General features: G+C 37.9%; 16 protein-coding genes and 1 pseudogene. 1 reads left to right on the top strand and 16 read right to left on the bottom strand.

From position 1 onward, the window contains the following. From FH036_RS18270 to nuoA, 3 genes and pseudogenes are all read right to left on the bottom strand, one after another. Positions 1 to 368 (bottom strand): annotated as a pseudogene (locus FH036_RS18270) (NADH-quinone oxidoreductase subunit C); the annotation flags it as partial. Then, the gene (gene nuoB / locus FH036_RS18265; protein ID WP_000236331.1) at positions 365 to 883 is read right to left on the bottom strand and encodes an NADH-quinone oxidoreductase subunit NuoB; all 519 of its coding nucleotides are present in this window, start codon (positions 881 to 883) and stop codon (positions 365 to 367) included. The gene nuoB and the pseudogene FH036_RS18270, both read right to left, overlap by 4 nt. Next, complete coding sequence (gene nuoA, locus FH036_RS18260; protein WP_000179273.1) at positions 874 to 1242, bottom strand: NADH-quinone oxidoreductase subunit NuoA; 369 nt, start codon at positions 1240 to 1242, stop codon at positions 874 to 876. Before nuoA ends, nuoB begins: the two co-directional genes overlap by 10 nt. A gap of 268 nt (positions 1243 to 1510) precedes the next feature. Here nuoA and FH036_RS18255 point away from each other — a divergent pair, with 268 nt between their 5' ends. Further along, positions 1511 to 4240, top strand: coding sequence for a putative bifunctional diguanylate cyclase/phosphodiesterase (locus tag FH036_RS18255; protein WP_139896051.1), 2730 nt, complete (start codon positions 1511 to 1513; stop codon positions 4238 to 4240). Between the two features lie 50 nt (positions 4241 to 4290). Here FH036_RS18255 and FH036_RS18250 read toward each other — a convergent pair whose 3' ends face one another. The 13 genes from FH036_RS18250 to FH036_RS18195 form a co-directional block, all read right to left on the bottom strand. After that, the gene (locus FH036_RS18250; RefSeq protein ID WP_000622476.1) at positions 4291 to 4944 is read right to left on the bottom strand and encodes a DUF975 family protein; all 654 of its coding nucleotides are present in this window, start codon (positions 4942 to 4944) and stop codon (positions 4291 to 4293) included. A gap of 49 nt (positions 4945 to 4993) precedes the next feature. Further along, on the bottom strand, positions 4994 to 5779 hold the full coding sequence (locus tag FH036_RS18245; RefSeq protein ID WP_070807225.1) for a DUF975 family protein: 786 nt from the start codon (positions 5777 to 5779) through the stop codon (positions 4994 to 4996). A gap of 131 nt (positions 5780 to 5910) precedes the next feature. Next, entirely contained in the window at positions 5911 to 6312 is a 402-nt protein-coding gene (gene atpC, locus FH036_RS18240) for a F0F1 ATP synthase subunit epsilon (protein ID WP_000847211.1), read from the bottom strand. A 20-nt stretch (positions 6313 to 6332) separates the two neighbouring features. Continuing rightward, positions 6333 to 7739: a F0F1 ATP synthase subunit beta gene (gene atpD, locus FH036_RS18235; RefSeq protein WP_139896050.1), complete on the bottom strand. Its 1407-nt coding sequence runs from the start codon at positions 7737 to 7739 to the stop codon at positions 6333 to 6335. 364 nt (positions 7740 to 8103) lie between these two features. Beyond that, entirely contained in the window at positions 8104 to 8964 is an 861-nt protein-coding gene (gene atpG / locus FH036_RS18230; protein WP_000157696.1) for a F0F1 ATP synthase subunit gamma, read from the bottom strand. 169 nt (positions 8965 to 9133) lie between these two features. Further along, positions 9134 to 9262 (bottom strand): hypothetical protein, encoded by a 129-nt coding sequence (locus tag FH036_RS27470; protein WP_256932408.1) that lies wholly within the window; start codon positions 9260 to 9262, stop codon positions 9134 to 9136. Between the two features lie 75 nt (positions 9263 to 9337). After that, positions 9338 to 10846 (bottom strand): F0F1 ATP synthase subunit alpha, encoded by a 1509-nt coding sequence (gene atpA, locus FH036_RS18225; protein ID WP_000027518.1) that lies wholly within the window; start codon positions 10844 to 10846, stop codon positions 9338 to 9340. A gap of 11 nt (positions 10847 to 10857) precedes the next feature. Beyond that, entirely contained in the window at positions 10858 to 11400 is a 543-nt protein-coding gene (atpH, locus tag FH036_RS18220) for a F0F1 ATP synthase subunit delta (protein ID WP_000064679.1), read from the bottom strand. After that, positions 11397 to 11903: a F0F1 ATP synthase subunit B gene (gene atpF, locus FH036_RS18215; RefSeq protein WP_001142620.1), complete on the bottom strand. Its 507-nt coding sequence runs from the start codon at positions 11901 to 11903 to the stop codon at positions 11397 to 11399. The genes atpH and atpF overlap by 4 nt, the downstream gene beginning before the upstream one ends. Before the next feature lie 129 nt (positions 11904 to 12032). Continuing rightward, positions 12033 to 12251, bottom strand: coding sequence for a F0F1 ATP synthase subunit C (gene atpE, locus FH036_RS18210; RefSeq protein ID WP_000052064.1), 219 nt, complete (start codon positions 12249 to 12251; stop codon positions 12033 to 12035). Positions 12252 to 12307: 56 nt separating this feature from the next. Continuing rightward, complete coding sequence (atpB, locus tag FH036_RS18205; RefSeq protein ID WP_000399869.1) at positions 12308 to 13027, bottom strand: F0F1 ATP synthase subunit A; 720 nt, start codon at positions 13025 to 13027, stop codon at positions 12308 to 12310. Between the two features lie 7 nt (positions 13028 to 13034). Further along, complete coding sequence (locus FH036_RS18200; protein WP_000567600.1) at positions 13035 to 13427, bottom strand: ATP synthase subunit I; 393 nt, start codon at positions 13425 to 13427, stop codon at positions 13035 to 13037. Continuing rightward, positions 13427 to 13651: an AtpZ/AtpI family protein gene (locus FH036_RS18195; protein ID WP_001171223.1), complete on the bottom strand. Its 225-nt coding sequence runs from the start codon at positions 13649 to 13651 to the stop codon at positions 13427 to 13429. The genes FH036_RS18200 and FH036_RS18195 overlap by 1 nt, the downstream gene beginning before the upstream one ends. Positions 13652 to 13656 lie beyond the last annotated feature (5 nt).

The raw sequence follows: 13656 nt of genomic DNA, 5'->3' as shown, positions 1-13656 counted from the left end.
TCTTCCGTTACCTCTTCTGTTTCTTCCCTTTTTTGCTTCGCTAACGCCGCTGCTTTTGCTTTTGCGGCCGCTGCTGCCTTCGCCTTTGCTTTGGCCTTTTCTTCTTCCGTTACCTCTTCTGTTTCTTCCCTTTTTTGCTTCGCTAACGCCGCTGCTTTTGCTTTTGCGGCCGCTGCTGCACGACGTTTCGCTTCTTCCAAATTCATCCCATCATTTTTTGGTAGCGCTTTCTCTTTTTCTTGATTTTCTTCTTCAAGTTTACTTATTTCTACATCATGTTTCGCAACGAGACGCTTTCTCGCCTCTTCTTTCGCACGCCTAGCCGCTTCTCTTTTCAAATCCTCTAAATCTTTGTTTGGATCACTCATTTATTCGTCACCTGCTTCCCAGTCTTTGCCTCGTAACGAATTTTTTCTTTTAATTTATTAATGCCATAAATTAAAGCAGCGGGATTTGGTGGGCAACCAGGGATATACACGTCAACTGGTACAATTTGATCTACACCTTTTACAACAGCATATGAATTTACATACGGGCCCCCTGCTGTCGCACAAGATCCCATTGCAATAACCCATTTTGGTTCAGGCATTTGATCATATAAGCGCCGAACAATAGGAGCCATCTTCTTCGTTACCGTTCCCGATACAATCATAACGTCCGATTGCCTTGGTGAAGTCCGAAAAAATGACCCAAATCGATCTAAATCATAATGTGATGAACCTACTCCCATCATTTCAATTGCGCAACATGCCAGTCCGAATGTCATTGGCCATAAAGAATTACTTCGCGCCCATCCCTTCAACTGTTCCAATGTAGAAAAAAAGATATTTCGTTCTAATTCCGCTCGCTCATTTGGATGTAATTCCTCAAAATTTATAACCATTGTAACACCTTCTTTTTCCAAGCATACGCTAACCCAACTAGCAACATTACAACAAAGATGAGCATTTCAATCAATGCAAATAAACCGAGCTTGTCATATGCAACAGCCCATGGATATAAAAATAAAGTTTCTACATCAAAGATGACAAACAATAAAGCAAAAATATAGTAACGAGCATGAAACCGAATATTTGCATCATGAAAAGGCTCAATCCCACTCTCATACGTCGTCGCTTTCGCTGCACTTGGTTTATTTGGGCGCAGCATCCTTCCTAATGTAAGAGCCACTACCGGAAGCAATATGCCTAATAGCAAGAAAATCAAAACGATCATATAACTATTTTCATATACACTTGCCATTGTGAAACCCTCCCCCCTAAATTAAGAACAAGTTCACTTAGTAAACAATATGTCCTAGTTGCAGTAATTATTATTTTTAAATTTTTCTAAATAATGCAACTATTTTAATCATTATAGCAAACTTCAAATTCCTATGTCGATATGTTGGGGACAGAAACGAGAATTATTAAAATCTATTTTTATAACTGGCTATACCTGTGCAAAATAAGTATAGAAACTATAAAAAATAAAAAGAGGAATTTATATGTATATACCGTGGGTGAGATAAATGAAAAAACAAACACATGTAAGCATTCTTATAAGCATTATATTGTTATCTATAATGATTCATTACGTGACAATGCCTTTTCTATATGAATACTCATTTCCTTTTCAAATATTAATTGGTATGAGTACATTATTCATTGATATTATCGCTTGTAGTTATATACTTTATTTTTCAAACTTGAAAGAAGGGTTACCTCGTTTATTTTGGACCATTTTATGTGTTGGAACCCTCTCTTATTTCATTGGTGATATCGTAGTTGCCTATCAACGTTTAATTTTAAAGGACTACTATACATTCGTTGATCCGTCTGATTTTTTTTATCTACTTTTTTTAATTAGCTTTGCATTTGCCTTTCTGTATGAAATCATTTATAACCGAGATTTATTAGAAAAGCTTTTTATGATATGTGATATTTGCATTATTGTTACAGCACAGTTCACTTTAAGTTACTACTTACTTATTGAACGAACCATTCACATTTCTTCAACATCCTATATCGACATATTTGTTCAACTTACCTATCCAATGACCGATTTACTCTTTTTTCTCATAGGAATTAACCTTTTATTCAAACCACTCTCCTTATTACCGAAAAAAGTTGGCGCGCTCCTTGGTAGTGCTTTAATTTTGTATGCGACTACAGATGCGATTTATGCTTATATCAAATACTTCACACCCGAATATTCTATGTTTACAATTACTCCTCTCTATCAAGTAACTTTAGTGCTAGTAGCAATCGCCTGTATTCTTCATACAAAAGAACCTGAAAGACAAGAACAAGTGCTATTAACACCTAAACTTGGGGAATCGATCAGATTATCATTACCTTATATTTCTGTCGTAATGCTTATTGTTTTCATATTAGTCGAATATGTTTTCGCGCCTATTGTAGTAATTGGGCTTATGATAACTTTCTCCTTCGTTCTCATACGCCATAGTTTAGTTCGAAAACAAAATAAAATATTATTATTAGCCCAAATGCAATTCAACTCAGAACTCGAAAAACAAATTGAACTGCGTACAGAAGATTTAGTAGAACAAAAAAATGAACTATATCATAACCAACAAATGTTTAAATCTTTATACGAGCATCATCCAGATCCAATCTTCACATTAGATTTATACGGTAATTTTCTTAAAGTGAATAACGCTGGTACGACTTTACTCGGTTATCAAACGAATGAATTATTAAATCAGCCTTACTATTCACTTACGTATGAAGAAGATTTGGAAGAAATCATTAATGCCTTTCATCGCGTAAAAAAGGGGAAATCTATTTCTTTAGAAATACGGGCATATCATAAAAATAGAGATATTTACTACTTGCATGTGACAGCTGTTCCTATCTTTTTAAAGGATCATATTTCTGGAGTGTATTTAATGATTAAAGATATTACGGAAAGCAAACAACAACAAGAACAAATTAACTTTCTAGCATATCATGATACACTAACAGAGCTTGCAAATCGACGTGCATTTCATCAATATGTAGAACAAGCAATTGCGCGATCCAAAATATCAAAAATGCCTTTTGCTGTTATGTTTCTTGACCTAGATCGCTTTAAAGTTATTAACGATACCCTCGGTCATAGGGTAGGAGACCTTCTATTAATTGCAGTAGCAAAAAGACTCGAAAGTATAGCGACACCAAATATGAAGCTTGCCCGATTAGCTGGAGATGAGTTCACAATCCTTATCGAAAATTATAAAAAGAGGCCAGATGTAAAAAAAATAGCTGATACAATTGTAGCAGCCATGAACGAACCATTCGAAATTGAAAATCAACATTTACAAATCTCACCGAGCATCGGGATAGCAATATACCCTGAAGCAGGTGAAGATCCATTATCGATTTTACAGCATGCTGATATGGCCATGTACGAAGCAAAAAATAAAGGGAAAAATGGTAGCTCTCTGTACACGAAAGAATTGTATAAAAAAATGGAACGAAAAGCTCGAATTGAAAAAGATTTACCACTCGCTTTAGTAAACGAAGAATTTTATCTCGTCTATCAACCACAAATTGATATTACGAAGAAAAAGATCATTGGTGCCGAAGCATTGCTACGCTGGAAACACCCACTCCTTGGTGACATTCCACCATGTGAGTTCATTCCAATTGTAGAGGAGACTCCTCAAGTCATTCCACTTGGTCATTGGGTATTAAATGAATCTTGTCGTCAGCTAAAAATATGGCATACTTTTGGCTACAAAGATTTAAAAATAAGTGTTAACTTATCAGCTAAAGAGTTCCAGCAAAATAATTTAATCGAGAACATTTTACAAATAATAACAGACGTTAAAGTCGATCCAAAAGATGTAACACTTGAATTAACAGAACGAATTGCAATGATCGATGAAAAGGAAACGTTATCCAAGCTAAAACAATTAAAGGAATATGGTATTCAAACGTCCATCGATGACTTCGGAACCGGCTATTCTTCTCTTGCTTATTTATCCATTTTCCCTATTGATACATTAAAAGTACCGAGAGAATTTACACAACTCGCCGATCATCGCCCTGAAGAAAGGGCCATCGTTTCCACTATCCTTTCTCTTGCAAATACGTTAAACCTATCTGTCGTTGCTGAAGGAATTGAAACAGAAAAACAACTTAAGTTTCTACAAAAGAACAACTGTAAATATATGCAAGGTTACTATTTCAGTAAACCACTTACTAGTCATCAATTTATAAAATTTCTACAAAAAACCCCCAGTATGAATCAATAACTCATACTGGGGGTTTTATAAAACGAATCATCCATGTGGGATGCCCCACTTTATAGTGTCGGAATTGTTTTCTCGTAATATTCCTCGGCAATCTCTTCATAAAAGGCTGCTGACGTCGTATAAAAATATGGAATTAGCCATAAGAATCCAATCCCGAGTGTAATACAACTTAATATAAACCAACCAATAAAGCTCAAACATAAAATGAAATACTCCATCTTATGCCCATCCATCATACGACGGCTTTCTGTAATCGCTTGATTTATAGAATACTCAGGGTGATCATTTATTATAAAGTACGTCATCGCATAAGAAAATGATTTAATAATGCCTGGAATAATAAACAGTAACGTCCATAAGAAAAGATAAAGATTTACTAATAAATATAATAAAAATGACTTTAAAAATCTCTTTCCCTCTGAAAACCAAATGAATACATTACCGATACTAGCTTGCTTTTCACGAAGGATATTTAAAGCAAGATAATATCCACCTAAAGTTAAAGGCCCAGTAACAAAAAATGTAATGATATTTATTGAAATTGAATTTTTCGTTTCTTTCCAATCAAAAATTGAAGAAAATACCCACTCAATACTAAAACTAAAGGTCGTAAGAAGAATCGAAATCAGTAATGTTGCCCCGACAGCTAAGCCCCATTTCCCTTCTAATGAATCCAGTGCTTCTCCTTTTAAATCACTAATCATGTTTAGCCTCGCCTCCTATACACAATAATTCTATTAGTATAGCATACTCCTACTGCAATTCACCCTTTGAAATGTAGCGATAAAAATGCGCTGTCGTTGTACTCACATACGGACTAAGCCATAGAAAACCTATTCCAAGTGTAAAAATCGCTAAAATAGCCCACCCTATAAAGCTTAACCATAAAAGAAATAGATCTAATTTATGCCCCTTCATCAGATTCTTACTTTCTTTCATTGCTTGCGAAACACTATACTCTGGATTTTCAACCATAACATAGTACGTCATTGCATAAGAAAAGTACATCACAATCATCCCAACGATTGAAATAGCTAATAGTACAAAGAAAGCAATAGCAAACGACGTATTTCCTTCTTCACCCAAAAATGCAAATAAGGCTACTAGCAACATCGGAATCCATGTACCTGTATATAATAAAATCGCAAGCATTGCCCACATTGTTTTCATCATTCTTTTAAAGCCACGAAATCCTTCGAATAAGTGATCTACTTTAGCACCTTCTCGTTTACTAATCTGTAAAAATACATTTGTATAACCGTATGATGTAATCCCATACGATGCGTTACTCAAAATTATCATAATGCAATAAAAAATCCCGAATGTAACACCTGCTCCGATTGACATTGTTTCCTCTTCAAGTGAACCTGTTAAACCAGCAAATGAGAAAAATATAATAATTCCTGGAATTAAAAGTATAAGCATTGCAGCCATTGAAACAACATAACTTAAAATAAAATATAAAATCGTTGATCCAACACCTAGTCCCCATTTTCCTTTTAAAGAGTGCAATGCTTCTCGTTTCATTTCACCGATCATTTCTTCATCCCCTTTATAAATTGTTGTACATTCTCTACTTATACGAGCACTGATGTAATTATACCATTTTTGTAAAATTATCCATAAAATCCATAAAAAAAATTCGTAAAGGCAAAGCCTTTACGAATTTTTTATTTCATATCGGAAACGTTTAAACGGTTCACAGCACGTTGTAATGCCATTTCTGCACGTTTAAAGTCAACATGTGCTTGTTTATCTTGCAAACGTTGCTCCGCACGACGCTTCGCTTCATTTGCACGATGGATATCGATATGGTTTGCTTCTTCAGCAGATGATGATAATACAGTTACTTTATCTGGACGAACTTCGATAAAGCCACCACTTACTGCTACATAATCAGTGTGTCCACCATTTTTCAGACGAACTGCACTAATTTTTAATGGTGCAACAGTTGGAATGTGACCTGGTAAAATCCCCATTTCCCCACTCTCTGCTTTTACACTTACCATTTCTACTTCTTTTTCGTAAACCGGTCCATCAGGAGTTACAATACTGACTGGAAATGTCTTCATACTTCGTCCCTCCTAAGGCCTTACGCCATCATTTTCTTCGCGTTTTCAATAACTTCTTCAATGCCACCAACTAAGCGGAATGCATCTTCTGGAAGGTCATCATATTTTCCTTCTAGAATTTCTTTGAAACCACGAACTGTGTCTTTTACAGGTACGTAAGAACCTTTTTGACCTGTAAACTGCTCCGCTACGTGGAAGTTTTGAGATAAGAAGAATTGAATACGACGAGCACGATGTACAACTAACTTATCTTCTTCAGATAACTCATCCATACCTAAGATAGCAATGATATCTTGAAGCTCTTTGTAACGTTGTAAAGTTTGCTGTACTTGACGAGCCACTTCATAATGCTCTTCTCCTACGATTTCTGGAGAAAGTGCACGAGATGTAGATGCTAATGGATCTACGGCTGGGTAAATACCCATTTGTGTTAAACGACGCTCTAAGTTTGTTGTTGCATCTAAGTGAGCGAACGTTGTAGCTGGTGCTGGGTCAGTATAGTCATCGGCTGGTACATATACCGCTTGGATAGACGTGATAGACCCTTTATTTGTAGATGTAATACGCTCTTGTAATTGACCCATTTCTGTTGCAAGTGTTGGTTGGTAACCTACCGCAGATGGCATACGGCCAAGAAGGGCAGATACTTCAGAACCTGCTTGCGTGAAACGGAAGATATTATCGATGAACAGAAGTACGTCTTGTCCTTGCTCATCACGGAAATATTCAGCCATTGTTAAGCCTGTTAATGCAACACGTTGACGTGCTCCAGGTGGCTCGTTCATTTGTCCGAATACCATCGCAGTTTTCTTAATTACGCCAGAATCGCTCATTTCGTGGTATAAGTCATTACCCTCACGAGTACGCTCACCTACACCAGCGAATACAGAGATACCACCGTGCTCTTGTGCGATGTTGTTGATTAACTCCTGAATTAATACTGTTTTACCTACACCGGCACCACCGAATAGACCGATCTTACCACCCTTAATGTAAGGAGCAAGTAAGTCTACTACTTTAATACCAGTTTCAAGAATTTCTACTTTAGTAGATAATTCTTCGAATGCAGGTGCTTGACGGTGAATTGGATCACGGCGTACATCCGAAGGAACCTCACCATCTAAGTCAATAGCATCACCTAATACGTTAAATACGCGACCAAGTGTTACATCACCAACTGGTACAGAGATTGCTTTACCAGTATCTTCTACTTCTGTGCCACGAACAAGTCCATCTGTGGAAGACATCGCAACTGTACGAACTGTATCATCACCTAAATGAAGTGCAACTTCAAATGTTAAGTTAAGTTCACCGTTTTCGTTGCTCTGTTTTACCGTAAGGGCGTTGTAGATTTCTGGTAGCTTTCCGCCATCAAACTTAACGTCTACAACCGGACCCATGATTTGCGTAACGCGCCCTTTATTCATCGGGTTCCCTCCTAGCTTTCTTTTAATTAGCCAACTTTCTACGAGCAGCTAGCTTTTCATTTTTTATTGGTTTATAAGCTTACGCGACTCTTTTGAATGAGCCGCTTCCGCTTTTTATTGAATCTAGTTCCAGCGGCTAGAACAGTCGGTCATTTCGCGCCTTCCTACGAGGCAAAAAACGCCTCTTTGTCAGGAGCTCCAATGCCCTCCTGTTCTGGACGAGCCGCTTCCACTTTTTATTGAATCTAGCTCCGGCGGTTAGAATGTTCGGTGGCTTCGCTTTTTCCTGCGAGGCACAAATCGCCTCTACGTCAAAAGCTCCATCCCCCTCTCATTCTGACCGAACCGCCTACGCTTTTTATTACTACTCTAACGCTGCTGCTCCACCAACGATTTCCGTAATTTCTTGCGTAATCGCTGCCTGACGCGCACGGTTGAATGAAAGTGTAAGTGAATCGATAACTTCCATTGCGTTGTCTGTAGCACTCTTCATTGCTGTCATACGCGCTGCGTGCTCACTTGCTTTACCGTCTAGTAATGCACCGTACACTAAGCTTTCTGCGTATTGTGGCAATAGTACTTTTAAAATTTCTTCTTCAGAAGGTTCGAATTCATAAGCTGTCGTCGGTTTATCAGACGCCACATCAGTAAGCGGTAAAATTTTATTTTCCGTTACTTCTTGTGAAATTTTACTTACGTAATGGTTGTAGTAAATATACAGCTCATCATAAGCACCATCTGCGAACATCGCAATTGCTCGAGAAGCAAGGTCTTTAATATCAGTAAATGATGGGTGATCAGATAATCCAACTACTTCATCAATGATGTTAAAGCCGCGACGTTTTAAATAATCACGTCCTAGTCGTCCAAGCACAATAATTGAATATTGGTTTGAATCCATATTATGACGTTCACGAATTACGTTACTTACTGTACGTAATACGTTACTGTTATAACCACCTGCTAGTCCGCGATCAGATGTAATAACGATGTATCCTGTACGCTTTACAGGGCGCGCATTTAGCATTGGATGATTAATTCCTTTACTTCCTTGCGCAATGCTCGCTACTACTTCTTGAATCTTTTCCATATACGGAACGAAAGATTTAGCATTTTGCTCTGCACGGTTTAACTTAGATGCAGATACCATCTCCATCGCTTTCGTAATTTGACTCGTTTTCTTTGTCGAGTTAATCTTCGCTTTTATATCGCGTAAAGATGCCACAGGTTTTCACCACCTTTTTTCCGGAAGTTGGCACGATTAGTAAGAATTCTCTTCCTAATCTACGTTGCAAGATATTCTTGCTCATGATTGAAGGAAAAGAATAGGTGCACCTACTCTTTTCCTTTACATAACCGTCAGCAATCTCAGAAATTGAGATGCCTTATATATACTATCTAGCTCCAGCGGCTTGAATGTTCGGTGGCTTCACTTCTTCCCCCTCACGTTCAGGACGAGCCGCTTCCACTTTTATTAATCTAGTTCCGCCTCCTAGCCCCTTTCGTCTAAGAACTTTCTCCACAAGAAGGTAAAAAGCACCTTCTGTGAGAAAGAACCTTAGCCGATGGGGCTGAACAGTCGGCTTCACTTTTTATTATTATTCAGAAGCTACGAATACTTTTTTAAATCCGTTAATTGCTGCTGCAAATTTGTCGTCATCCGCAAGTTTCTTAGTTGTGCGGATTTCTTCTAATAAGTCAGTTGCATTAGAATCTAACCAAGCATGGAATTCTTCTTCGAAACGAGTGATATCTACTACTGGGATATCATCTAGGAATCCACGTGTTAAAGCGTAAAGAATGATAACTTGTTTCTCTACACGTAACGGTTTGTGTAATCCTTGTTTTAATACCTCAACAGTACGAGCACCACGGTTTAGTTTCGCTTGAGTTGCTTTATCTAGGTCAGAACCGAACTGAGCGAACGCTTCTAACTCACGGTAAGATGCAAGGTCAAGACGAAGTGTACCTGATACTTTACTCATTGCTTTAATCTGAGCAGATCCACCTACACGAGATACAGAAGTACCCGCATCGATCGCTGGACGTACGCCAGAGAAGAATAGGTCAGATTGTAAGAAGATTTGTCCATCCGTAATTGAGATTACGTTTGTTGGGATGTAAGCTGATACGTCCCCTGCTTGTGTTTCGATGAAAGGTAGTGCAGTTAAAGAACCGCCGCCTTTTGCATCACTTAATTTTGCTGCACGCTCTAATAAGCGAGAATGTAAGTAGAATACATCCCCTGGGTAAGCTTCACGACCTGGAGGACGACGTAATAGTAATGACAGCTCACGGTAAGCTGCTGCTTGTTTTGATAAGTCATCATATACTACTAATACGTGTTTACCATTGTACATGAACTCTTCACCCATTGTTACACCAGCGTAAGGAGCTAGGTATAATAATGGAGCTGGTTGAGAAGCAGATGCAGTTACAACGATTGTGTACTCTAATGCACCATGCTTACGTAGTGTTTCTACTACGTTACGTACAGTTGATTCTTTTTGTCCGATAGCTACGTAAATACAAATCATATCTTCATCTTTTTGGTTAATGATTGTATCTAGTGCAACTGCTGTTTTACCTGTTTGACGGTCACCGATGATTAACTCACGTTGACCACGGCCAATTGGTACAAGAGCGTCGATCGCTTTAATACCTGTTTGAAGTGGCTCATGAACAGATTTACGATCCATTACACCTGGTGCTGGACTTTCGATTGGACGAGTGTTTGTTGTATTGATTGGGCCTAAACCATCAACTGGTTGACCTAATGGGTTTACAACACGACCAATTAGTTCTTTTCCTACTGGTACTTGCATGATGCGACCAGTACGACGAACTTCGTCACCTTCACGGATTTCTGTGTAAGGTCCTAAAATGATAATACCTACGTTGTTTTCCTCTAAATTTTGTGCTAGCCCCATAACGCCGTTAGAGAACTCTACAAGTTCACCAGCCATAACGTTATCAAGACCATGAGCACGTGCGATACCGTCACCAACTTGGATAACTGTACCAACATCACTAACTTCGATTTCAGACTGATAGTTCTCAATTTGTTGCTTTATCAGTGCGCTAATTTCTTCAGCTCTGATGCTCATGTGCTTCACCCCTATCTATTCTTCATTAATTCACGCTGAATACGTGCTAATTTTCCTTGTAAACTTCCGTCATAAATGCGATTTCCAATACGTACTTTAATGCCGCCTAGTAAATCTTCATCTACAACATTTTTTACGCGAATTGCATCTTTTCCTGTTCTCTTTGCAAATGCTTCTGCAATGTTAAGCTTCTCTTCTTCCGATAGAAGACGAGTAGAATATACTGTTGCATCCGCTACGTTACGTTCTTCATTCGCAAGAACTACGTATTCATTTGCAATTTCAGATAAGATATCAATGCGTTTGTTATCAATTAAAATATATAACGTATTTAAAATCGATTCAGAAACAGATCCGAATACGTTTGCAAGAAACGTCTTCTTCTGCTCTTTTGAAATGTTCGGTTGTGTTAAAAAGCTATGTAGTTCTCCGTTCTTCTCATAAACGTTTTGTACAAGGCGTAATTCCTCTTCAAACATTTCTAATACGTGTTTTTCTTTTGCAATTTTAAAAAGAGCGACAGCATAACGTTTTGCTACAATTCCATTGCTCATCGCGCTTCTCCTACTTCTTTAATATAATCGCGAATTAACTTCACTTGATCTTCTTCTTTTAATTCTTTTTCAATTACTTTAGAAGCAATTTGAACAGATAAAGAAGCAACTTGTTCTTGTAAAGCAGCAATTGCTTGCTCTTTTTCGCGTTGAATTTCTTGTACAGCAGATGCTTTAATTGATTCTGCTTCTTCTTTCGCAGCAGCAACAATTGCATCCTTTTGATCATCGGCTTGCTTTTTCGCTCTTTCGATTAACTCTTGTGCTTCAACACGTGATTGTTTTAACATCTCACGTTGTTCTTCTACTAATTTCTTCGCTTCAGCATTATTCTTTTCTGCAGCGTCGATTTCATTATTAACGTGCTCTTCACGTTCTTTCATAATTCCCATCAAAGGACCCCACGCGAATTTGCGTAGCATTACTAATAAAACTAAGAACACAAATAGTGTATAAGCAATCGTTCCAAATGGAATGGCAGCTCCTAATAATAAAGTTGGCACAAGGATTCACTCCCTTCGAGATTTCTAAATTGACTATATGAAAAAAAAAGACATATATTTTGTTCATAAAGCAATGGCGAAGAAAGTTCGGAAAAACACTCTTCGCCATCTATGTAAGGGGAGTCTCCCTTATTTGTTCATTACGATGAATGCAATAACTACACCGATAATTGGAAGTGCCTCAACTAATGCAACCCCGATGAACATAATTGTTTGAAGTGCGCCTTTTAGTTCTGGTTGACGAGCAACACCTTCGATTGTACGTGATACGATAAGACCGTTACCAATACCTGCACCTAATGCTGATAAACCAATTGCAATTGCAGCTGCGATTACACCTAAACTCATTTAATTTGTCCTCCTTTTTATTATAAAAAAATAAATTTTTTCTTACTTAAATTATATTAATGGTCATGACTTACTTTATGAGCCATATAAACCATCGTTAACATTACGAAAATAAATGCCTGGATTGAACCAACGAATACACTGAATCCCATCCATGCTAACATCGGTACAAGTGCACCTAATGCTCCAAGGAATGATGCTCCGCCTAATTTAGCAAGTAATCCTAATAGAATCTCACCTGCATAAATGTTACCGAATAAACGAAGACCTAACGTTAATGTGTTAGCAAATTCCTCAATAACCTTTAATGGGAATAAGAATTTCATAGGTTGGAAATAACCTTTAATGTATTCTTTCGTACCCTTCATCTTAATTCCATAGTAATGGGTGAGGGTAACTACCATCACGGCTAATGTTAATGTAACTGCTGGATCAGACGTTGGTGATCTCCACCATGCAATATGTTCACCAGCCTCAGTTGCTGAGTACATGAATGGTAAACCGAGCATATTTGATACGAAGATAAACATAATAAGCGTAACGCCAAGCGTTAAGAAGCGCCCACCTGTTTTCCAATCCATTGTGCTATTAATAATTCCTCTCACGAAGTCCAGAACCCACTCAAAGAAATTTTGCATTCCTGTTGGGCGAAGAGCTAAGCTTCGAGTTCCAATAACAGCGATTAAGAAAACAATAACTGCTGCTACAGTAACCATCATAACTGATGACAAATCGAACGTTAAACCTAGAAATTCAACTAATTTACCGTGTTCCACTAGTAATTCACCTCTCTTCCCTGCTCTTATACTCTAAATAAAGAAAATCTATGATCATGACAAGGTATCCTGTCAGCAATCCTACACCTAAGCCCCACATCGCAATTAACTCTTGATATTTGGCTGCAAATAAAATTAATAACCCAATCGTGGCGAATCTTGAATATGTACTTACCGCTGTCGCCTTAAACTTCACGTTTTCTCCATTTGTCACGCGATCCAACAGCTTGTCTGTCCTACGTGCAATGATGCGCAAACTAAGAAAACTGAAAATCGTCCCGATAATCAGTCCAAGAAATACATCCTTGTAAGAGGTGAATCCCCATCCTAGCACTAGAAGCGCAAGCAAGTAGTACATATATTTCTTTTGTCTTTGGACAAGTCCATGTACGTCTATCATCATTGCTCTCCCGAATAGTAATGTCGAATGAGTCGAATCATTGCGTATACCCCTGTTCCTAATCCGAGTAATAACCCTATAATAAGAAACAATGGAAACGTTCCAACCTTATTATCAATCCACTGCCCACCAAAGATCCCAACAAGAATAGAACCGACTAACTGAGCAAGAATACCTGACATTAAAGCATAAGCTTTTATATGGCTGCGATCGTTTTTTTGCAAGGATT

It is taken from the genome of Bacillus sp. CD3-5, from assembly GCF_006349665.1.
Classification (GTDB): Bacteria; Bacillota; Bacilli; order Bacillales; family Bacillaceae_G; genus Bacillus_A; species Bacillus_A paranthracis.
This window is presented reverse-complemented; position numbering and strand designations above follow the sequence as displayed.